We start from the raw sequence: 23681 nt of genomic DNA on the forward strand, positions 1-23681 counted from the left end.
CAGAACTTCGTTGTGCGTAAAGTGAGTTTATAACCTAATAATTCAACTATACTCTTATTCAGAGGCTTATAATCCTCTGGTAATAAACTATGGAAAGCAGTAGGATTCTCGATATAACTAGCGATAGAGTTAGCGATCCAGCTACCAACTACCGAGGCAATATTTTAATTGTTGACGATCTGCCTGATAACCTGCGTCTTCTGAGCCGTACTTTGAGCGCACATGGTTATAAAGTTCGCAGTGTCACAACAGGCGCAATGGCGCTCCGAGCCGCCCAATCGCCATGGATGGAACTAATTTTACTCGACATTAAATTGCCCGATTTGGATGGCTATGAAGTTTGTAAACAATTAAAATCTGACGAGAAAACCGCAGACATTCCGATAATTTTTTTGAGTGCTCTCAATGAAACTTTCAATAAGGTTGAGGGGCTTGCTGTTGGTGGGGTAGATTATATTGCTAAGCCGTTTCAAGCCGAAGAAGTATTAGCTCGTGTCGAAACTCACCTAACCATCCGACGGTTGCAAAAAAGCCTCCAAGAGCAGAATTTACGTCTCTTGAGAGAAATGGAAGAACGCCAACGTCTCGAAGCGTCGCTCTTTGCCGAAAAAGAACTCGCTCAAGTGACTCTCCAATCGATTGGTGATGCAGTTATTACTACCAATGCTCAAGGTAATGTGCGATTTTTCAATCCTATCGCTGAGCAACTGACAGGCTGGAAGGCTCATGAGGCTCATGGACTACCCCTGTCTACAGTCTTTGAAATTGTCAATGAAGTAACGCGAAAGCCAGTAGAGAATCCGATCGACAAGGCTCTGTTGGAGAAGCGAATTGTGGGCTTACCTAACCATACTATTCTCATTGCGCGCGATGGGACGGAGTATGCCATTAAGGACTCAGCAGCACCGATTCGAGACCGCCAAGGTCAAATTATTGGGGCAGTCATCGTCTTTCATGATGTTACCGAATCGCGCAATCATGCTCGTCAACTCTCTTGGGAAGCCACTCACGATGCTCTGACGGGTTTAATCAACCGTCGAGGATTTGAGCAGCGACTAATTGAGGCGATCGCCTCTGTTCAAGATAGGAATCAGCAGCACGCTCTCTGTTATTTAGATTTAGATAAGTTCAAAGCCGTTAACGATACCGCTGGTCATATTGCTGGCGATGAGCTACTGCGCCAAATCACTACACTTTTACAAAATGGAGTCCGCGCTAATGACACATTGGCTCGCTTGGGAGGTGACGAATTTGGTCTTTTGCTTACTAAATGTCCCCTATCTAAAGCAGTTCAGATTGCGGAAAAACTCAAAGACCTAGTGCATCAGTTTCAGTTTATTTGGGATAGCAAAACCTTTATCATCGGGGTCAGTATTGGAGTTGTTGCCATCAACCAAGCCAGCCAAGATTTGATGGAGGTTATTGGGGCGGTTGATGCAGCTTGTTATGTTGCCAAAGGCAAAGGTCGCAACTGTGTTCATGTTTATCGTGGAGACGATGGCGAACTAATATAATTAGATAACGTGGTGAGAGGCAGTTGATTTCCAAAATCAGCCGTGCGTTAGAAACCAATCGTTTTTGTCTCTACTTCCAAAAGATTGGCTCTATTACCTCTAATCAATCATTAGAGCCTTATGAAATTTTGTTGACAATGCTTGTTGACCAAAACGGAGAAAGCGTTGCTCCCAATGAGTTTATTCTCACCGCCGAGTGTTATGGCTTGATAACAAAGAGCGATTGTTGTTGGGTAATCGAAACTTTTTTATCGAAGTATCAAAATTTATCTGCACTAAAATTTTTTAGTAAAGACTTGTATACAATCAATATTTCTGGCGCTAGCAGTCGAATTTTTTTTTCAGTTTTATTGTTCCATTTTATCTCGTTTTCGATGTTGAGGTCGCGGTTTCTAGTGTGAGTTACCGCACTTTTTTAGCTATTCCCATCCACCGAGTTTTGCAACTTGTTCTCTCCCGGTTTTTTGGCCGATCGCACGCTGTTCCTTCTGAATTACCACGGCGAACCGATCATGGTAAAAGCAGCCCAATAATAAGGATGCGAGAAATTTCGATCGCCCCTGGCGGTCAACTCTGACGGCAAAGGCAGAGCTTGATTGTTGCCCGATCGCACCAAATAACCATCTTGCAACCGCACTTCTCCCCGCAGCATCGCCAACTGCGCTTGCCGCAAAGCCTCAGCCTTAATCGGCGCTGTACGCAACTCCTGGTAAAACTCAGTCATCAGCCCCAAAGTAGCGACATCGCTGACATACCACAAACTCGCCAAAGCGGATTTTACCCCCGCGTGTACCGCCAACCCTGCAAACCCCAACTCAGCTTGTTCGTCTCCCACCGCCGTAGTACACGCACTCAAAACCAACAACTCCACCTGCGGGTTAGATAGCTTCAACTGCTCCAACTGATTCAACCGCAACTTAGTATCCCAAAACTGAATGTAAGAATTTTCCGCCCCCCCAGGCTGAAAATCCCCGTGAGTAGCTAAATGAATAATTTTGTATTGCGGTTGATTGCGCTTGTTCTTCAAATTTGCCAAAGTAAAAGCTTCATTGAGAAAAGACGAACCCGGCCAAATCTTGCCGACAATTGTCGATATTTCCAGCGGCACCGCAGGCAAAGGATTTTGATCGTATTTGGCAGGAAAATTCGACGCACCCATCGCTAACACTTCAGAACCCTTAACATCGGCATAGCGAGTATCAGTTAAACTCAAACTCGGAATCAGCCCCAAACTGTACTTTTCTACCAAAAACTGCTTGCCGTCGTAAAGAGCAGCCAAAGGCAAAGTTCGCAAACCGGCATCCATCGAAAACACCAAGGTGGCAATCTTGTTAGCCTCCAATTCTGGTTGCAGCGGTGCAATTAACCACTGGTAAAGTTTCTCGGCAGGTTCCTTGTAATTAGCAGCATTCAATCTCCTAGGAGTTCTGATAGCATTAGTGAATTCTTTAGCAACTTGCAGCACTGTCTCGCGGCTTGCAGGCACGCTTTTAAAAACATTTTTGCCGTCTGGCAATAACAACACAAGTTCTAAATGTTTTTCTTTCGCCCAAACGTAAAGGATCGCGGGTTTAACCCCAGTCAAGCGATTGACGCTGCTGAGAGTATCTCGAATACTTTGCTGCGTGACTGACTTTTCAGTGAGATTACCCCCAAAGTAACGTTCAAATTCCCGGCCCTGAGTTCTATCCCTTTGCTGCACTGCGTCGATCGGACTTATTTGCGCGATCGAACTCGATCGAGAAATCTCAGGAACCCTCACATTCCCGACACTTTCTGCACTCACCGCGCTCGCAGGCTTCTGTGGAGTTGTTGCCACGCTGCCGTTTTCTGTCGTCGCAGGCGCGCCCAAATTGTCTGTTAACACCGACGGCGACAGCAGTACCGGGCCGGCAGCAGTCTCGTTCGACCCCGCCTCAACAGACGCAGCAGCAGGTTCTGGCGAGACATTTGTGGTACTGCCCTTTGGCACCGACGCTGCGGGAGGGAGACTCACCTGAGTCACAATTTGTTGAGAATTGTCTGTAGTTTTCAGTTCCACGCTGGTAGTTGGTGCCGGACTCGCCACGATCGCCAGCGGCCCGATCGCAGTTGAGGAGGTGGCAGTGTTCGACTTTGAGTTTCCCGTCCCAACAGTCGCCGCCGTGCAGGTTCCCGACGGGCAAGTGCTTTGCAGCAGCGTCTGTGAACCCGATTGAGCCAGCCCGTCTGTAGAAATGCTGACCTGGGCGCGCTCAGCAGCCGTTCCTGTTCCCGCAGCCCGAAATGCTCCCCCAGCTTCGACTGCCACATCGCCGCCGATATTGCCACGAGCTTTGATCGAAACAACTTCAATATCTTTGTTCCCGGTAATTTGGCTCGAACCGGCACTTCCCGATTGCGAACTCGAGTTGATCACCCCTGTAACGATCCGGCCCGGCGCCGCAATCGAAATATCTCCCCCGCTTCTGGCACCAAAAGCATCGATGTTGCCGGTTTCTACCGCACCGGCGCTGCGAATAGTGATAGGGCCCGCCACCCCGGAAGTTGAGCGAGATGAAACCGTACCAGCAGTCAACTTGCCTTGACTGCTAGTGATGTTAATCCCCGCAGTCGAGGTAACGTCTCCGACGGCTACAGTACCCCCCATCAGAGAGATCGTGGCGTTATCAGTGCCGACGATCGCACCCGTTCCCTCGATCGCGCCGCTGCCCGATGGCGATCGAATCGTCGTCGGATCTTGAAATGTCAGCGCCACTGGCGTTGAATTTGGCGTTGAATTTGGAGTTTCAGAAGGAATCGAAATCACACCGCTACCGTCAGAACGTCCGATCGTGATCGAAGCAAACCCATTCCGAAAAGTGTTCAATTCCGCAGCAGTCAAGTTCAGAGCTTCTGTATCGCCAGAACCTTGAATTATAATATTTTGACTCGGATCAGCCGGTTGCAGCACCAGATTGCCGTTGCTGGTGAGCGAATTTTTGTCACCTGTCAAGTCAATTTCGTTGCCCGTCAGGGTAACATCTCCCCCTGTTTGGACGCCACCAGCTTCGATCGCCCCCGCAGTGACTCCCTTGGGCCCCGTCAGCGTCACATTCCCTGCGCGATCGCCCCTTGTCTCAATCGCCCCGGCAGTCACCGTCCCGTGTGCGGTAACACTAACATCTCCCGCCGAATTGCCTGTATCTTCGGAAGAATTGACAGAAGTGTTGATGGTGCGAGAAGTTCCAGTAAGTAGCCGACCGGTTGTGACATTGCCTGCGGTGCTGACAATGCGAATTTCCTGATTGTGGGTAGTGATATTTCCGGTACGGATATTGCCGTCACCTTTGATAGTAATTGAGGCATTGTCTGCCCCTGTCAGGGAATTTGTGGTAGTGATTGTTCCCAAACCCGCTGGCGATTGAATAATTAGCGGATCGTAAAATGTGAAATCGTTGGCAATCAGAATTGAACCGATACCGTTGGTGCGGCCGATCGTAATTCCAGCAAACCCATTTTCCAAACTTCCGAGGTCGCTTGCCGTCAGATTCAAATAAATATTAGTACCGACATCTCCAGAACCGCCGATCGCAATATTTTGACCTGGACTCCAAGGTTGCAGTACCAAAAAGCCCGTACCTCTGACTGAATTTTTGTCGCCTTTAAAATTAATTTCATCACCAGTCAAAGTAATGTTTCCCGAGCCCCCTGCGATCGATCTCACTCCCAGAACATTCCGAGCCGTCACAGTTACATTTCCCGTCGCTTCCCGACCGCTGGCATCAAGTTTTTGGGCCGTCACGTTCAGGCCTTCGAGCACAATATTCCCGCTGCTGCCGGTGCTGGGATTGGATGAAGAAATATTATTGGCAACAGTCGAACCCGGACTAATCAAACTAATATTTCCGCCGTTACTCGACAAATTGCCCGCAGTAATTTGACTTCCCGAAATGGAGATCGCACCGCCAGCCGTGCTAATTGTATCTGCAGCATTCATCGAAAAAGCACCCGCACCATTGCGATCGGCATCTGCTCTCAATGTTACCGAACCAGTAGTTGCTTGAAAGCTCAACTGATTGTCCGCCAAATCAGCAATTGTAATATCATTGAGCGCTTCGAGAACCACATTTGCAGTCGCCGACATACTTTCCAAAGCTGTAGCCGAAATTGTCAGCGAAGGCTCAGAAATTTTTGGCTGTGGTGATGGCGTTCCTGTTGCCAAAATATTATTGTTGGCAATAATTTCCGCATCGCCCGCACCTTCTGGCGAATCTGTAATTAAAATATTGTCTGGATCTAACAGCAAAGTCCCCAAACCGTTTGTCCCAGACGTATCGACAGTACCGTTAAAAATCAATCTTTGCTTGCCCGAAACTTCCACAAACCCCCCAACACCTGCGGTGGTTGTTGCAGAAACGCCATTTGCGCTGATGCTGCCCAAAAATGCTGTTGTGTTGTCAGCCCAGACCACAATTCTGCCGCCGTTGCCTGATTCAGTTGCGTTGGCGGCGATCGAACTTTTGCCATCCACGTAAGTCATCCTGGCATTCGGCACAGTTCCCTCGCCTCGGTAATCTCCCCCGATCCGCACCGTTCCGCCGCCGTCGGGCCCCGAAGCTTCAATCTTCGCTCCCAACAGCCCTACCTTGTCGCCCAACACGTTGACGCTTCCTCCCTGGCCCCCCGTAGCAGACACGTCCGCAGAACCCGCTACCAGCGCAGTTCCAGCACCTCCTGGCACTGTTTGACCGCCTGTGAGCACAACTTCACCTTGAGCGTTCGTAGTTATACCCGTAGCGTGAGCCACGCCGGGACCCGACAGCAGCCCTGGTAAACTCTGGGGAGAGAAGGGAACCGCTTCCGAACCCGACACTCCGGCTGCTGGAGAAACTTCTAAACTCAGCAAAAGTCCGTTTTGACTGAACCGCACCAGATTTTCGCCCGGGACAGCCGCCACTGTAATTTGACCGCCCGGGGCTGAAAGTTGCCCTGTACTGATCACCGTGCCGCCTAGCAAAGTCAAATTTTGCCCCATGCCGACAGCCAAGTTACCGGCATTGACAATACTCGCGGGCTGCGAGCCAAAAACAAAAGCATTCGGCGCTCCGACTAGGGCCGCGAAGTCGTTCGCCCCTGTACCGTTGAACCAGCCGTTGTCAAAACCGATACCGCTAGCGGTGGTAGCCAAAAAAGACCCGGATACATCGAGTCGGGCATTTGCTCCGAAGATAATGCCTGCGGGATTCATCAGCAACAAATTAGAATTGCCGCCACTAACTTGAATTAGACCGTTAATTAAGGAAGCGTCGCCCCCGACAACACGGCCGAGGATATTTTTAACGCTTGGGTTGGAGATGAAATTGGCAGTTTCGCCAGAATTAAGACCGAACCGAGTAAAACTGTGGAACAAATTGGCTCCGTCTCTGGAGGTAGTGCCGCCTTTAATGTCGTAGCGAGGAGGCGACCCTGGACCTGGGGCGGTGACAGCGGTTCCGGTGCCGTCTGGGGCTGGAGTAATAGATTGTGCTGCAGCAATTTGAGATTGGGGATAAATTGCCACGAGTACCCATCCGCTGCTGTTTTCTTTGAGGAAAACCAGGTTGGGTAAAAAATCTACTATCAAAAATCCAGCAAGGGGAATTGCTGCCAGAATCGACCGCACAGCACGTTGAGCATTCATAAGTTTGCCTCGGTCTAGACCTTAATTCGAGTTTAAAATTGAGATTTTAGGTAAAAAAGAGTCGATCGCACCCCCATCCTGACACTTCCTAACGCGAACTCTCGATCGCAAATCTTAAAATTTAAGTCTAAATTTGATTGTGTCACCAACATAGCAAAGACTGATAGTAAGTGTCGAAACACAGGAAGTTTAAACAGAGAAAATTATGAGCGATCGAATTGTCCGTCTGATCGGTTTAACTGGGGGCATCGCCACCGGTAAAACCGCTATATCTAATTATCTTGCAGATGCCTGTGGATTTCCGATTTTAGATGCCGATATTTACGCCCGCGAAGCTGTGAACCCCGGTTCGCCAATACTTGACTCTATTGTAAAACGATACGGCGCCGGTATTTTGCTCCCGGACGGCAATTTAAATCGGCCCGAGTTGGGAAGTATTATTTTTTGTAACCCAGACGAGCGGCAGTGGTTGGAACAACAGATTCACCCTTACGTGCGCCGCCGATTAGTTGAGGAAACTCAAAGCTACATTGCTGCATCGAGTTTGGTATCCCAAAGCACACAGGATTTAGGTACAAAGACTCAAGAAACCGGCTTTTTTAACCAAAAGCTAGAACGAAGTATTGTTGAAAAAAAACCCGGTTTCTGCGCGCCGGCTGACACGTTGACTTTGGTTTTGGTAGTGCCGCTGCTGTTTGAAGCTAACATGACTGACTTGTGTACCGAAATTTGGGTAGTGTACTGTTCACCCGAAGTGCAGTTAGAACGACTAATGCAGCGAGACGGCTTGAGTTACGATCGAGCTAAGGCCCGCATTAACGCCCAGTTGCCGCTAGCTCAAAAGTGTCAACAAGCTGATGTTATTTTGGACAACTCGTCAACGCTCGACTCGCTATTCCTGGAGGTAGATGTGCAAGTCAGTCGCTTTGAGATTTGATATGTGAGATTGACTCCGCGATAGCGGTTTTAAAACCTGGTTTTTTTAATCCCTGCGCGCCAGTTAGTCGCTTTGAGAGGTGAGATTTGAGATTGAATCCACGATTTTGTGAAGGGGCTTTTTTCTCCAACCGCTTTCGACTCCTCCTTCAAAGTGGCGCGTAAGCCCTCTTGTCACCAAGCAAGATCAGAAAAGTCAGAAAAAATCACAAAAAATAAAAAGTTCACAATTTATTTGAAAATATAATAGCAACCATTTATGAAGTTAATGTAAAAAATTAGGCATTGCCCACTTTAAGGAATCTCATTCACCAAGATATTTATATCTAACGTGCTGATGGCGCGGCTGGGTACTCTCCTATTGTGTCTTTAATCCCCGGGTTGCCGCTTCACCTCAATAAATTATCAAGTTAATCATAAAAGTAGTAAAACTTTACAATTGGCGGTTTTTGTTTCTTTCTTGGAAGACTGTTTCAAAAGGATTCCTGGGGCGATACCCTTTGAGATTTGAGATTTGAGATTTGAGATTTGGGAATGATTTATAGCTACCAGGGTGGGGAACACGGGCAGAGAAGAGTAGTATTCTTTTTTTGAACATGGTCTTGAATTCTGCTGGTTGCCCGCCAGTAGCAGATAACTAGAAATTACCCGCGAACAAGCGAGCTAAAGGATGGATTTCACCAGCTTTTAACCAAAACTCAAAAAAATTGCAGGTGTCCTCACTTACTAATTGATGACTTCGCCACAATTATTTTTTTATCCTGATACCAGAGTACAGACTGCGTATCAAGAAGGAGAAAATACAAACACCAAAATTTATGATGCGCGTTTACTCTTCCATCCTGATGTCAAGCCTGTTACTGAGTGCTGGCGCAGTTAATGCTCAAAGCTTAGAAACTCGATCGACCTTTTTTGCTCGAGACAACTCTGCTCCCGAAATTTTAACCGCCGTAGCCGACACTCAGACCTTTTACGATAAAGAGCCAGATAATAATACGCCACCAGGACGAGGCCAGGGGAGATAAAGCCGAAAAAAGCGATAATTGCAGGGAATTAGGGGGAGAATGGGACAATATAAAATTGAGAGAAGAAGAGAAAAATTGAAAATTTCGAGCCATTAATTGGGGACTTACGTACTGCGTAGCAAAAAACCGATTTTTCAGCGGTATTTGACGACTCAATGCATAATTGTTCGCTATTCGGGTTTTTTTGCCCAATATCGTCAAAATATCAGACACCACAAACGGGCGCGAAATGTTGCACTCAAAAAAGAAAGGTAAAGCGCGAGTAGGAATCTGGCGCTTTACCTTTCTTTTTTAAACTTTTTCAGCTTTAATCTTCTTCCGCAGCTTCGCCACCAACAACGACATCGCGAATCCGCAAACTCGGGCCGCCACAACCGACGGGCAAACCGCTTTGTCCTGCCTTGCCACAGCCGCCGGATTCATCCCAGTAGAAATCGTCGCCGATCGCCTCAATATCAGCTAAAGTGCTGAAAACATTACCCGAAAGGGTAACATCCCGCACCGGATTGTCGAGTTTTCCGTCGCGGATCATCCAAGCTTCGCCGGCACTGAAAGTAAACATTTCGCCGTTAGTCATGCCGCCTTGCCAATTGCGCGCATAAACTCCTTCTTTGATACCAGAAAATAAGTCAGCAACTGGCGTGTCACCCCGTTCGATCCAAGTATTCGTCATGCGGACGATCGGCGGATAATGATAATTCAAACAGCGAGCATTGCCAGTAGGCGTTTCTCCCAATTTACCCGCCGTTTCCCGCGAGTGCAGTCGCCCGACTAAAGCGCCGTCTTTAATTAACTGAGTAGTAGTCGCGGGAGTGCCTTCGTCGTCGTAGACATAGCTGCCCCGGTGTCCCTCTGGCGCTGCACCGTCGAAAATTTGCAAGTTTTTGGGGCCGAACTGGCGGCCGAGGGTCATAATTTCCAAAATGTCGGGATTTTCGTAGGCCATGTCGGCTTCGGAAAGATGTCCGAAGGCTTCGTGGACGAATAATCCGGTTAAAATTGGGTCGATGACGACGGTGTAGGTGTTGCCTTGGACGGGGGGTAAGGCTAGGGAATCTACGGCTCTCTGGGCGGCGCTGCGAACTTGAACATCGAGATCGGTTAAGTCTTCGTAAGCTTTGCGAGAACCAGTGGTTTCGCGGCCAGTTTGTACGGTTTCCCCGCTGCGGGCTGTGGCGGCAAAGCGCATTTCCATGTCTGCCCAACCTTGTTCGAGCATGGTGCCTTCGGAGGTGGCGAGGATGATGCGCTGGGTGCTGTCGCCGTAGCGCACGGAGATTGTGGCGATGCGGGGGTCAATGCTGCGGAGGATGGCCGCGTAGCGATCGCACAATTGCTTTTTGTCAATTAGGGGAACCAGACGGGGGTCGGTTCCTGTCAGCGGCAGCAAACAAATGTCTTGTACTGGGGTGACAGGCGCCAGGATCGTTTCTTCTTCGCCGATCAGTTTTGCCGCGGCGATGGCTTCTTCGATTCTTTCGGCGAGGGTGGAAAGTCGGTTAAAACTGGCAAAGCCCCAGCCGCCTTTGTGACAAGCTCGGACTTGACCGCCAATTGAGACTCCTTCGCTGAGGGTTTCAATTTTTTCGCCCCGCAGCAGGATGTCGGTGCCTTCGGCTTCTTCCAGTCGAATTGCCAGATAATCGACTTGGTGACGGTAGCGTGCCATTAAGTCGGACAGCAGATTTTTCGAGTCGGCGATCGAGGTGGGCATAAGGAAAGCACGGTGTTTAACTTACTTCATTTTGCACTTTTGTTAGGGCGATCGTCCAAAATATCGCCCCAAGCGCGGAGATTGCGGCTTATTGGTACGGTTCTGCCAATATCGTTAGTTGACAAATGTGGATATCCTGTGAGTTAGGAGGAAGGTGCAAGAAATTATGCGGGATTTTTTGATCGTGCTGGTGCTTGACTCCTAACTCCTGAACTTTCCTATACATAAATACTTCACCCTTCATGCCTCCGAAGGTGGGTTTATAACTGTGAATACTTACTTTTTACCGACAATAAGCGAAATTTTAGCCTCCGAAGGCCAAGAAAATGACCTGAGTCTCTTTGATGCTAAGTTGGCGGGAGAAAACAACCGCCATCGGTGTCCTGCAAGCCGTGGGGCTTCTCGGCTGAAAGCTGAGCACGAATGGTACGGGGCGATCGCAGCTTTGAATCAAATGCTCGATCGGCAAAAAGCCGGACAAAAAACAGATGCCGATCGAGCAAATTGTCGATCGACAATCCCCAATTCCTGTCAGGGATTGGTGTTGTCTGGCCCGTCTTCGGTTTTGACTGACCCCGCTTTGGCCAACGGCTTTGCCAATTGGATTTTTACCAGTATTCCCGACAACGATGCAGCTTTGTGGTCTTTTCGAGCTAGACAAACTTTAGCTTTAATGCCGGCGGCTGATGTGCAAACATCAGTGCCTGCGGCGGCCCCGGCTTTGGCTTTGGCAAGTGGCGATCCCTTAGCCAACGAGCAGTTTTGTTTGGTTTTAACTGCTAGTTTTAGCCTGGTGATGGTTTTGGGTGAAAATTCTGCAGGAATTCCGGCTTTTCTATTTTCTTTCGATCCGCAAGTAGTCGCCAAAGCTTGGGAGGTTTTGCGGCGCAGGGTGACAGAAAGCGAATGTTTGCTTGCCAATTCTGACGGCAGCTTCAATTTACCAGTTAGCCAATTAACTAATAATTCTAGTAAATTAGACGCGCTGTTCCAGCAGTTTTTGCCTGTGGCACCCAATTATCAAACAGTAATGCAGTTCAGCCGCTTGCTGTTGCATAATTTGCCGATTGGGAAAGATGAAGCAGGCAGGATAAAGGATGAAAGAATTGATGATGGTTTGAACCATAGACATCACAAGTTATCGGCTACAGATATCAACTGCAAATCTCCAATTCCTCTGGCTACTAAAGAGGTGGAATTGCTACAGGCGATCGCCCACGAAGTGCGCACTCCTTTGGCTACTATTCGCACGCTGACTCGGCTGCTGCTGAAACGTCCCAAACTCGACCCGGTTGTGGTCAAGCGTTTGGAAATGATTGATGCTGAGTGTACCGCTCAGATCGATCGCTTCGGTTTAATTTTCCGCGCCGTGGAATTGGAAATGTCGCAAGCTAAAAATTCGGGCGTGCAGCTAACAGCAATGTCCCTCGGTGAAGTGCTACAAAATAGCATTCCCCGCTGGCAAAAACAGGCGGCTGTGCGAAACCACACTTTGGAAGTTATTGTGCCGAAAAAGTTGCCGGCGGTAGTCAGCGATCCGACGATGCTGGATCAGGTTTTAACTAATTTGATTGAGAATTTTACTCGAACTTTGCCCTCTGGGAGTCGCATTCAGGTGGAGGTGACTTTGGCGGGCGATCAGTTAAAGTTGCAGTTGGAATCGGAACACCTACCTGAAGGTAATGTCGCATCGACTTTTGCAGCTAAGGGGAATGCTCCTTTGCGATCTATCGGGCCTTTGTTGATGGTGCAGCCGGAGACGGGAAGTTTGAGTTTAAACTTGAGCGTGACTAAGAATTTATTTCGGGCTGCTGGCGGGAAGTTGGTAATTCGCCAGCGGCCCCAAAAGGGCGAGGTGATGACGGTATTTTTGCCGCTGCAATAGTCAGTTGTCAGTTGTTGGTTGTCCTATCAATTCCGGTTGCATCGGAATGATTTAACCGCAGAGGACGCAGAGAACGCAGAGGAAGAGAAGAGAGAGCTCATTAATATCGGTCAACAACGGACAACTAACAACGGACAACTAATCTTTAATCAATTAAAATCTCAATGACAAATTCCGTTCCTTCTCCCGGTGAAGAAAAACAACTCAGTTTTCCGCCGTGTTTTTCTTCTACAATTTGACGCGCGATCGCCAGTCCTAACCCAGTTCCTTTGCCCACATCTTTAGTAGTAAATAGATGGTCGAAAATACGATTTTTCACCTCTTCTGACATTCCTTTTCCGTTATCGGCGATGGAAATTTTTACCTTTTCACTTTCGACTTTAGTCCGAATAGTGATGTGATTGGGATGGGATTGAATTTCGGCAAAACTCCGTCCTTGATTCGATTCTTCTAAGGCATCGATCGCATTTGCTAACAAATTCATAAATACCTGGTTTAATTGTCCCAAATAACATTTTACTTTGGGAATATTGCCGTAGTCTTTAATGATTTTAATTTCAGGATGCTTGTCATTCGCTTTCAGGCGATGGCGTAAAATCATCAAAGTGCTATTGAGGCCTTCGTGGATATTGGCTTCAACTTTATGGGCCGTATCGGCGCGAGAGAAAGTGCGGAGGGAGGTGCTGATGCTTTTGATGCGCTCGCATCCTATTTTCATGGAACTCAACATTTTGGGTAAATCTTCTACTAGATAATCTAAATCTATTTCCTCTGCTTTCTTAATCAATTCTGTTTCGGATGGAGGAAACTTTTCTTGATAGAGGTGCAAATAATCAATTAAGTCTTGGACTCCCGCATGAGCTTCATTAATGTTCCCGGCAATGAAACCAACGGGGTTGTTGATTTCATGGGCCACCCCTGCCACTAAATTACCTAATGCTGACATCTTTTCACTTTGGATCATTTGCATCTGAGTTTGCTGAAGTTCATTCAAAGTCTGCTGCACTTGGTGATAGAGGCGGGCATTCTCCAGAGCGATCGCCGCTTGACTAGAGAGAAAATTCAGCACTAGGAGGCGATCGCGACTAAACACCCCACTGGTTATCCGATTTTCTAGATACAAAATGCCTACCAAATTCCCCTGATTTAGAATTGGCAAACCCAGCAAACTCTCTGGTTGGTGGTGCTCTAAATAATCGTCAATCACAGGCAGATCAGTTTTGGCGTGATCGATGACAACTGCTGCTAGGGTGTTTTTGACATACTGGATTAATTTAACAGGAACGGTGGGATTATTCTCTAGGGGTTCTCTTTGCAGGCTAATGTGTTCCCAGGTAGCTATTGCCCGCACTTGCCATTGTTGATCTTGGCAGAGCATCAGTGCACAGCGATCGGCTCCCGAGTTTTGTAACATGGTTTGGGTGACAATTTGCAGCAACTCATCCAGGTCGATCGTGCTGGAGATCATTTGGGAGATTTGCAGCAGGGTCGTAAAATCTAGAGCATGGTTGATGGAGGTGCTTGAGGTAGTGGGATGGGTGGTCGAATGAATTGAGTAGGTGGGATTGGTGAGGGTGGATAGGGTTTCTAAAATAGTGAAGGGTTCGGCGGACTGTTGTAAGATGGGGCGCAGCAGATGGGGATAACGTTTTTCTAAGTCATCGGTTTTGGCTTTTGCTCCCCAGCGGGCGTAACAATAGTAGGCTTCCTGCATATAGCCGGCAGCGACTTTTTCTTTGCCCCAAGCGAGGTAGAATTTAGCGGCGAGTTCGTAGGCGAGGGCTTCCTCGTTGAGGAATTCGTTTTCTTTAGCGAGTTGAATAGCGCGATCGTACAACTCAGCAGCCTGCCAGTTTTGTTCCGCAACACGAGCCATCTCCGCCTCTAAAAGCAGAAATTTGGACAGACAGTTTTCAGGACAGTTCTCTGCCCACATTTTAAGTTGTTGGCGATTATTCTGAACAACTTCTTGATAATCTTTTGGGTGTTTTTCCGGTGCTTGCCCATAAAGTTGCAATACACTCAAAGACTGATAAAAACAATGCAGAACACGTTGAAATTGTCCATAAAGTGTATTAGAAAACTCTGCCGCCGCTACTAACATTTCATCAGCTTTAGCATACTCACCATAGGTGAAAAACAAAAATGCTTTAGCGAAATAGTATGTACTACTGCCATAGCCATAGCCAATTTCATTGAAGGTTGCTAGCGCCGACTCTTCATCAAATGTTTCAGAGCTAAGGCTATACTTCCCTATCGTTAGCCCTTGCAAATTCTCTAGGAGCTTGCACTGAAGAATTAGGGCAAACGCTGTCGTAATCTCCGTCCGTTCGGCAAAGCTGATGTACTTTTCATGTCGAGCCAGCAAGCTGTGAATATCGCTTGAGACGATCGCCTGCTGCCAGAAACTGAACAGAGCACTGTGATGGCACCAAGAAAAATCGCCTACCTCCATTGCCCCCTGATAAGCAGCTTGTTGCAGAACAAGATTAGAACTGACGTGCTTGCGCCAATGGTTGATAAAGTTGCCAAACGACATATAAATTTTGCCATTTAGGGTGGTGTTATGAAATTTTTCATTCACCTTTAACCCTAAAAGTCCAAACTCATAGCCCAATTCATAGTCTTGAAAGCGTTGGCAGAGAATTGTGCCATACCAAACATAAACAAAACCCGCCACGTTGGTATTCCCGTATTCCAAACAGAGATTGGTCATGTGTAAAACAACCAACACTAACAACTCCTGATTAGTTAGGTAAGTAGGCGGTACCATGTTCATTAGCAGTTTGATCAGCATTTGGCGTTCTTCATCGACAATGAGTGGTGCGTCGATTAGTCCTGCAACTGCGCGCTGATTTAAGGTTTTTTTAACTTCCAGAGCCAGCCCTTCTAACTCTGCTTCATTGGGCATAATCGCCAGTTTTAAGCCTAACAGTTTTAGCCCTTCAATTCCTACCTGAATCGCCTTTTGATACAGAGCCTTATTTTGATAATGAGTTAGCTGAATCGCAATTATTTTGGCTCGATCAAGACTAGAAATGGCATAACTAAATGCGATCTCTATAAAATTTTCAGCTTGCTCAAAATTTCCTGCCAAAAATTCAGCCTCAAGGCTTTCTAAATACATCGTAAATGTTAACTTATATGCCGATTCCCATTTATTAGCTGGTAGAAAATTTAAGCCGAAAGCGAGATATTTGGTCGCCGATTCATAAGCAGTTGAGAGTTTGGCTCTCTGCCCTGCAAAGAGGCTAATCTTAGCGAGCTTGGTTCGTTCTTCTTGCTGCGTTATTAGCTCCGAGCCAATGATAAAATGATTGATAATATCGAACACTTCTTCTCCTCTTTCAAGCTCGGAGAAATTCGGAAGAAGTAACTGTCCTATTTTGAGATGGGTGGCTTGCTTTTGGTCATCAGGAATTAATGAATAAGCAGCTTGCTGAACCCGATCGTGAAGAAATTTGTAGTGAGGTAATTGAGCGGCAGTATTTGGCAAGTTGGGGGTGCTTTTTCCCTCTTCTTTCCCTATATAAAACTTGTAAATTTCACTGGTTGGTAAGATGAATCCTTCTTGCAAAGATTTCCACAAATCTGCAGCAGTTTCTTCCGGCGACTTCTCGCTGACTACCGCCAATGTATTCAAATCAAACTGCGCTCCAATGCACGCAGCTAACTTCAGCACATCCTGAGTTTCTGGCGGCAACTTCTGTAATTGCACCGCCATAAACTCCACTACATCATCGGTGATAGTTAGGGCTTTGACTTTGGCGATATCGCACTGCCACCCCCCTGTTACGCCCCTGTGTCCTCCCCTGATAAGGGGGGATGTTACCCCTTTCTCTCCGCCCTGGGAAAGGGGGGTGGGATCAAACGTAATCAGCCCATCTTCCTGTAGCGCCCTGAGAAATTGCGTGGCAAAAAATGGATTGCCTTTGGTTTTTTGATAAACTAACTCGGTTAATGGCTGAGCAAGAAGGATCTCGCACGAGAGAGTATCTGCTATCAAATCATTAATATCGACTTGACTCAGAGGTTCCAAGGTAATAGTATTTACCGTTACTTGGGATTTTTCCATCTCTGCTACTGCCAACATAAATGGATGAGCCGGAGAGACTTCGTTATCTCGATATGCCCCAATTACCAGCAAATTCTGACTATCTTTTTCACTCATCAACACTTGCAAAAGCTTCAGGGATGCTGAATCTGACCATTGCAAATCATCCAAAAAAATCACTAAGGGATGTTCTTTTGTGGCAAAAACAGAGATAAATTTTTGAAATAGTAAATTGAAACGATTTTCGGCGGCACTTCCCGAAAGTTCCGAGACAGGCTGTTGTTTGCCAATAATTCGTTCCAATTCAGGAATTACTTCTACAATAACTTGACCGTTTTCGCCAAGAGCATTGATAATTTTCCTTTGCCATCGTTCTAGCTGAGCGTCGCTTTCTGAGAGTAATTGCTCCATCAAATCTCGGAAGGCTTGCACAAAAGCACTAAAGGGAATGTTACGTTGAAATTGGTCGTATTTGCCTTTGATAAAATAACCGCGCTGGCGAACTATTGGTTTGTGAATTTCGTTGACTACAGCGGTTTTCCCAATGCCGGAAAATCCGGCTACTAGCATCATTTCGCTGCGGGATAAGTTCAAGTCACGCCAGTCCTCCTTAATCAAGGCGAGGTCTTCTTTTACATCGTTTCTATCGGTCGCAGGCTGTTCTGGGGGACGAGATTTAGAGGGGTTTGCTACTCGCTCGAATGCGGCTAATAATGCAGCGACTTCGGTGGCTCGGCCGTAGAGTTTTTCTGGTATGATAAAGCGATCGCAAAAATCTCGCCGCCCAATGGCAAAACTCTCAATTTTACCTGTCTCATTGAGTTGTTGCCAACAAGTTTTTAAATCTGCTTTCAGCCCTAATGCACTCTGATAGCGACATTCGGCATTTTTGGCCATTAATTTGCTGACCATCTCCGAGAGAACAAGGGGTATGTCGGGATTAATTTCACGTACAGATGGCGGGTGCTGGGCAATATGGCAGTGGATCAATTCCATCGCATCGCTGGATTGAAATGGCAATTTTCCTGTCAGTAACTCGTAAAAAGTTACACCTAATGAATAAAAATCTGTGCGGTAGTCAAGACCACGATTCATCCTTCCTGTTTGTTCGGGAGATAGATAGCTGAGTGTTCCTTCAATTACGTTGGGACTCATCAGCATTTGAGTTTCTCGCGGCAGCAAAGATGCAATACTAAAGTCAATGAGTTTGACTTGTTTAGTCTCAGGATTTATTAAAATATTGGCGGGTTTAATGTCTTTGTGAATGATGCGGTGGCGGTAAAGTATATCTAATGTGTTGCTTAGGTCGATCGCAATTTGGAAAAAATCAACCAGAGATTGCACGGTTTTTCCTTTCCCCGTCCATTCCTTCAGAGAAATTCCCCCGAAGTCTTCCACAATCAGGGCATAGCCGTTGCGGTAGGGTTCCAAGCTGTAGGTTTGGATAATTCCGGGCAAATTCAGGTTTTTGGCGATCGTGTATTGATTGCGAAAATGCAAGAGTTCGCTGAAGGTGGGATACTCGTTTCGCAAGACCTTGATGGCCACCGGTTTTTTGTCGCAGAGGCGAGTTCCGCGATAAACTAGGGTGCGAGTGCCTGAATAAATTCGAGCGAGAATTTGATAGCCAGTTAGTTCTATCATAACAATAATTATTTTGCTATTAAAATATTTTATTTTACTATTATAATCTACTGCAAATCAGATTATACCTTCGTATCCATACTTAAAAATACAATAAATTTTACAGCCAGCGAACAGCTAACAGTTAACGGTTAAGTGAATTCACTTAACTGTTAACTGTTCACCGCATTCACTTAACCGAATTCATTCTGGCTTTCAAGGCATTTCGCGCTTGTTCTCGATCGTCAAAATGGACTTTTTCTGTTCCCAAAATTTGATAATCTTCGTGTCCTTTTCCTGCAATCAGCACGCCATCTCCGGGTTTAGCGTCCATAATAGCAGTGCGAATTGCAGCGGCTCGATCGCACAAAACGCTCGGCTTTACTGCGGCGGGAATTCCTGCTAAAATATCGTCCAAAATGCGATCGGGATTTTCAGTGCGCGGATTGTCGGAAGTAACAACAGTTATATCGGCTAATTCTGCAACAATTTTACCCATGATCGGCCGCTTAGTGCGATCGCGATCGCCACCGCAGCCAAACACGCAAATCATCTGGCCCGGAATAAACGGCCGCGACGCCTTCAACAAGTTCTCCAAACTGTCGGGAGTGTGCGCGTAATCGACAATAACGCTAATATCTTGGTCGGGACTAATTTGCACCCGTTCCATCCGTCCCGGTACTCCCGAAAACTGAGATAATTTCTCCACAATCGTAGACAAATCTAAACCCAATTCTAAAACAGCACCGACAGCAGCCAACATATTTGATAAATTGAACTGACCGACTAAAGGCAAAGAAAAAGCTGTTTCACCCTTCGGAGTGTGCAGCATTCCCTTAACTCCGTTTGGCTGATACTCCAAATCAAAAGCATACAAATCTGCCGTTTTCATAACAGTGCTGTAACTCCAAGCTTGGTCAGATTGTAGGGTTTCAAATATCCGCTGCCCGTAGGGGTCGTCAATATTAATTACAGCCCGATTGGCGAGGTAATCCGAACCAAACAAAAGCGATTTAGCCTCAAAATAATCTTCCATATCACGGTGATAATCGAGATGGTCTTGAGTCAAGTTCGTAAACACAGCCACTTCAAAACTACACCCCAAAACTCGCTGCTGTGCTAATGCGTGGGAACTGACTTCCATCACCCCGTGTTTGCATCCGGCTGCTACAGCTTCTGCTAATTGCTTTTGCAGGTCAACTGCAAAAGGTGTGGTGTAAAGTGCAGTTTGTTGGAAGCCGGGCCAGCGAGTGTAAAGCGTGCCAAAAATCGCCGTCGGCAACTGCATTTCATTGAGCAAAAATTCGATTAAATGAGTGGTTGTAGTTTTGCCGTTAGTCCCGGTAACGCCGACAAGTTTTAATTTGCTAGCTGGATTTCCGTAAAAAGCAGTGGCTATTTGACCGCAAACTTGAGCCATATCCGCTGCTGCGATGACGCAACTACCCCCGTCTTCGGAAGGTGTTTTCTCGGCTGCTTGGGTGGAAATTATGGCGGCAAGTGCACCAGATTCGATCGCACTTTGCCAAAAATCTCCCCCATCAACCCGAGTTCCCGGCATTCCCAAAAACAAATCCCCCGCCTGACAAGCGTGGGAATTAGTGGATAAACCCTTGACTTCGGCATCGAGGGCGGGATGTTGCGCGTCAAAGGAAATGCTGGGAACTGCTGCTAATAATTCTCTCAATTTCATCTGAAAAACTCCTCGCTTGAATGTCTTGAATATGACTGGCGGAACACATTGTTTGAGCCACTATCTACAGGTTTTTGCTGTGCGCAGTGCAAACCCTAAGTTTTTTTTATGCGCGGTGTAAAATCTCTCGGCCTAGAGTAAGCTGCACACCGAGCACCGCGAGGTCAGGATTAAAACCTGAGTTTTTGGGTAAATCGTATTATTGTGACGGATCGATTTGCAAATATTTCTGTAACATTTGCTCCAATTGGGCGACACTACAGCGGGGAGAAGGACGGGGTAACAGTTCTTCAGCGGAGAATGCAGCCTCGCCAGTAGAATTTTTGGGCTGAGGCTGCACTTTAAACAAAACTGGAACTTCGTACTGATAAGCTTGAAACCAGTCATCGCGTTCGGTAATATCTCTGACTTCGAGTTGAAACTGGAGGCTTTCAATCTGTTCGAGTTTTTCTTGCAACCCTTCGCACAAGTGGCATCCGGGTTTGCTGTACAAAATCAATCGCATCATAACAGTAAGATTAAACTCGATCTTAAATTCTGAAACGTCAGATCGCCAGTTGGCGAACTCAACGCGAGTAAGACGCAACTCACGGCTTTATTGGTCGCAATGCGCGATCGAAGTTATCTTAGCATTGGCAGCTAACAGATTACCGCGCTTGACTATCTCTTTCTTCTCTTCCTCTGTGCCCTCTGCGCCTCTGCGGTAAAAAAATAAATCTAGTTCACAAATGAAAGAGTTAAATTTATTCACACCACCTAATTGTCAAATTAAACTTGACTAATAAATCAAGCTTTAGTATATTATATAAGTATCCCTACATAAAGGAGGCAGTATGGACTGCACCGAATACGCAGAAGCCAAGCGAAAAGCTGCTAAAAAAATTAGCGCCGACATTCGAGAACGCTGGAACAATCGCATCGTGACGCGAGGATTGCACTTGATGGGAGAAGCGGGGGCAGTGCAGTATTTAGCTGATTACGGGCGCGGAATTGGTACGGCAAAAGTTATTGGTTTTGCACTGTGTGCGGAGTCGGAAGGATACCCCGAAATGGCGATCGGCTTTTGGAAAAGAGCGTTTGAATTGGAAACCGGAGAAAAGGCGCTCGCCCTCAATACTCAAAACAATTCTACCGCCGATTTCGCTCCTGCTAAACAATCAACTTCCGCCCCAATAATAGAAACTCCCAATAATCCCATTGTTCCCGAATTGCCGCCGCACTTGCAGCCGGGAAGGATTGTAACCATGCAGCCGGTGGACGCGCCGAGTGAACGTTCTTATTACATCGAAAATCCCGATTATTGGGGACAGCCAAAGCGCGACGGCAATCGAGTAGTGGTCATCGCGACGCCAGATAAAGTATACTACCAATCGCGATCGACTAACCTGCGGCAACAGGCATCGATCGAGATCGATCGCACATTAATCGACACAGCCGCTAAAATTTGCACCTTTGTTTTAGACGGCGAACTGTATTACAAAAGCTGTACGGGTAGCGAACACCGCACGGGGGCGCAAGCGGCTACAGTTAATATTGAAAGCGGTTTTCCGACCATCCAGCCCAACGCAATTTATGGTATTTTTAAAAGTTTGTTTTTCAAAGGCAATGATTTAACTACCGTGACAGAATCCGAACGAATTGCAGCGGCAGTTGAAGTTGGCGAAATGCTGGCGAATTTATCCCCAGCCTTTGAAGTTGTACCGACATTTCGCACCACCGCCGAAAAAATACTCCTGGCAAATCAGCAGGAATCTGAAAATAAAGAAGGCGAAGTTTGGGTGTTGCACAACTGCCAGTATGTCGGCGGCAAAGATGTTAAGAAATATCCGATGGTGAGGACTAAATACTGTCAAGAACACGATTTGTTTATTGTGGGTTTGACGGCGACAAAAGTGGCGGGGCGGCCGTTTAGTGCCGTCAAAGTAGCGCAAGAAATTGATGGTAAATTAGTCCCAGTAGGAAGCGTGGGAACAGGGTTTAGCGGGGAGGAAATGCAGGAAATTGCCCGACTCTACGAGGCTAACCCCAAAAGTGTCAAAATTAAAGTGCGATCGCAGGGTTTGACAGAAAGTGGCAAACTTTGGCACGCACGATTTCTGGAGTTTTGTTAAATTTGTAGGGAAACGGCAGTGCCGTTTCCTTCCCCCAATATGGGAGTTCCAATACATAGTATCAGATAAAATCAGCGGAGTAAAAATTAATGGTTATCAGCAAAAACAATTTCTACATCTCTCCAGAAGAGTACCTAGAAGGCGAGCGAGTAAGCCCGATCAAACACGAATACAGACGCGGACACGTTTATGCAATGACAGGGGCAAAAAAGCCTCACATTATTATTGCTAGTAATTTAATCCGGCTGCTGGGAACTCATCTTCTGAATACGCAATGCTTAGTTCTGTCATCAGATATCAAAGTGCGACTGGAAGAGGCAAATTGCTATTACTATCCTGACGTAGCGGTGACTTGCGACGAAAGAGATACCTCAACTACTGAAGATTTCATTTTATATCCATCTTTAGTAGTTGAGGTCTTGTCGCCCTCAACGGCAGCTTTTGACAGAGGTGATAAATTTGCAGATTACCAAACTTCTCGGAGTTTGCAGGAATACGTGCTCATAACTCAATCAGAAATCAAAATAGAGTGTTTTCGCGTCAACGCTGAGGGAAATTGGGTTTCTCAGACTTACCGACAAGGAGATGAGTTAGAGTTAATGAGTATAGATTTTCGCTGCCCGATCGCACAAGTTTATCAAAAAGTCCCCGGCATGGTATTTTGATGTATAAAACAAAATTTTGAGTAGCAATCTCCTCTCGTCTGTACTTTGACAAAAACCTTAAACCTATTTCTTAGTAAAGACTTTAGTTTTTCTGCCTAAGCGAAAGAAGGGCTAAAGTCCTTACTACGAAACGATGAGGACTGAAGTCCTCACTACGCACCCAAAAGATAATTTACTAGGCAGACAGGGAGCGTGTCACTTTTGCGACAAGTATAAATACTTAAGAAAAGTAAAATAGTGGCTTTGAGCCATTGTTGAGCAAAATAGGCGAGAATAATAGTGTCTTATTAATGGCGATTGAACCATGACCCCAGAACAGCAACAGGCGATTCAAACACATGTAGAAGCTATTTCTGCAATCCTGTATGCGGATTGTGAACCTGGCTCGTTAAAGACATTAGAAGATATCGAGCTAGCAGTAAAAGAAAGAGTGTTAACTCATGTAACACCACAGATCGGAATTTTTTTATCTACTCAGCTAGCGGCACAAAAGCAGGAAGGGTAAAGAAATTAAAAAGTACATTAGGTGATTTAAGTATCACCGAGAAGCAAGCGGCTCGACTAGGGTGTGGTACGGGAAGTAGATTAAGCCCGCATTTAGAAAACTGCTGTTTAAGACTGAGTGCTAATGTTGCCTATGAAAGTGCATCAAAAGATATTAAATACATAACTGGAGTTACTGTTCCATCGAAAACACAACAAAGATTAGTACATTATCAAGAATTCAATAAACCCGTAGCAACATTAGATATTACTGAACTAAGTGTAGATGGTGGCAAAGCCCGGTTAATCACACCACTCGGAGAAAAATCTGAGTGGA

At 46.5% G+C, this 23681-nt stretch carries 13 protein-coding genes; 8 read left to right on the top strand and 5 right to left on the bottom strand.

Features of this window, described 5'->3' with window-relative positions:
• Positions 1-89 precede the first annotated feature (89 nt).
• Both QUA77_RS13390 and QUA77_RS13395 read left to right on the top strand, forming a co-directional pair.
• A complete protein-coding gene (locus tag QUA77_RS13390; protein WP_333450518.1) occupies positions 90-1514 on the top strand; it encodes a diguanylate cyclase in 1425 nt (474 codons plus the stop codon).
• A gap of 23 nt (positions 1515-1537) precedes the next feature.
• Positions 1538-1915, top strand: a complete 378-nt coding sequence (locus QUA77_RS13395) for an EAL domain-containing protein (protein ID WP_333034976.1) — start codon at positions 1538-1540, stop codon at positions 1913-1915.
• Positions 1916-2007: 92 nt separating this feature from the next.
• Here QUA77_RS13395 and QUA77_RS13400 read toward each other — a convergent pair whose 3' ends face one another.
• Positions 2008-7155, bottom strand: a complete 5148-nt coding sequence (locus QUA77_RS13400) for a CHAT domain-containing protein (protein WP_333450520.1) — start codon at positions 7153-7155, stop codon at positions 2008-2010.
• A 205-nt stretch (positions 7156-7360) separates the two neighbouring features.
• Here QUA77_RS13400 and coaE point away from each other — a divergent pair, with 205 nt between their 5' ends.
• Together coaE and patX are read left to right on the top strand one after the other, a co-directional pair.
• On the top strand, positions 7361-8092 hold the full coding sequence (gene coaE / locus QUA77_RS13405; protein WP_333064793.1) for a dephospho-CoA kinase: 732 nt from the start codon (positions 7361-7363) through the stop codon (positions 8090-8092).
• 817 nt (positions 8093-8909) lie between these two features.
• Positions 8910-9116 carry a heterocyst-inhibiting protein PatX gene (gene patX / locus QUA77_RS13410; protein WP_333034972.1) on the top strand — a complete coding sequence of 69 codons (207 nt, stop codon included), beginning with the start codon at positions 8910-8912 and terminating at the stop codon, positions 9114-9116.
• A gap of 307 nt (positions 9117-9423) precedes the next feature.
• On the opposite strand, the gene QUA77_RS13415 is transcribed toward patX, so the two are convergent.
• A complete protein-coding gene (locus tag QUA77_RS13415) occupies positions 9424-10830 on the bottom strand; it encodes a TldD/PmbA family protein (RefSeq protein ID WP_333034970.1) in 1407 nt (468 codons plus the stop codon).
• A gap of 268 nt (positions 10831-11098) precedes the next feature.
• On the opposite strand from QUA77_RS13415, the gene QUA77_RS13420 reads away from it, so the two are divergent.
• The gene (locus tag QUA77_RS13420; RefSeq protein ID WP_333450522.1) at positions 11099-12715 is read left to right on the top strand and encodes a HAMP domain-containing sensor histidine kinase; all 1617 of its coding nucleotides are present in this window, start codon (positions 11099-11101) and stop codon (positions 12713-12715) included.
• 145 nt (positions 12716-12860) lie between these two features.
• Here QUA77_RS13420 and QUA77_RS13425 read toward each other — a convergent pair whose 3' ends face one another.
• From QUA77_RS13425 to QUA77_RS13435, 3 genes are all read right to left on the bottom strand, one after another.
• Entirely contained in the window at positions 12861-18413 is a 5553-nt protein-coding gene (locus QUA77_RS13425; RefSeq protein ID WP_333450524.1) for an AAA family ATPase, read from the bottom strand.
• 169 nt (positions 18414-18582) lie between these two features.
• Positions 18583-20085, bottom strand: coding sequence for a UDP-N-acetylmuramoyl-L-alanyl-D-glutamate--2,6-diaminopimelate ligase (locus QUA77_RS13430; RefSeq protein WP_333450526.1), 1503 nt, complete (start codon positions 20083-20085; stop codon positions 18583-18585).
• A gap of 199 nt (positions 20086-20284) precedes the next feature.
• Positions 20285-20590 carry a glutaredoxin family protein gene (locus QUA77_RS13435; RefSeq protein WP_333450530.1) on the bottom strand — a complete coding sequence of 102 codons (306 nt, stop codon included), beginning with the start codon at positions 20588-20590 and terminating at the stop codon, positions 20285-20287.
• A 328-nt stretch (positions 20591-20918) separates the two neighbouring features.
• Here QUA77_RS13435 and QUA77_RS13440 point away from each other — a divergent pair, with 328 nt between their 5' ends.
• From QUA77_RS13440 to QUA77_RS13450, 3 genes are all read left to right on the top strand, one after another.
• The gene (locus QUA77_RS13440; protein WP_333450528.1) at positions 20919-22196 is read left to right on the top strand and encodes an ATP-dependent DNA ligase; all 1278 of its coding nucleotides are present in this window, start codon (positions 20919-20921) and stop codon (positions 22194-22196) included.
• A gap of 89 nt (positions 22197-22285) precedes the next feature.
• Positions 22286-22861 carry a Uma2 family endonuclease gene (locus QUA77_RS13445; RefSeq protein WP_333034962.1) on the top strand — a complete coding sequence of 192 codons (576 nt, stop codon included), beginning with the start codon at positions 22286-22288 and terminating at the stop codon, positions 22859-22861.
• Positions 22862-23165: 304 nt separating this feature from the next.
• Positions 23166-23366, top strand: coding sequence for a hypothetical protein (locus tag QUA77_RS13450; RefSeq protein WP_333034960.1), 201 nt, complete (start codon positions 23166-23168; stop codon positions 23364-23366).
• Positions 23367-23681 lie beyond the last annotated feature (315 nt).

The sequence above is a fragment of the Microcoleus sp. K5-D4 genome (assembly GCF_036704575.1).
In the GTDB taxonomy this organism is placed as follows: domain Bacteria; phylum Cyanobacteriota; class Cyanobacteriia; order Cyanobacteriales; family Microcoleaceae; genus Microcoleus.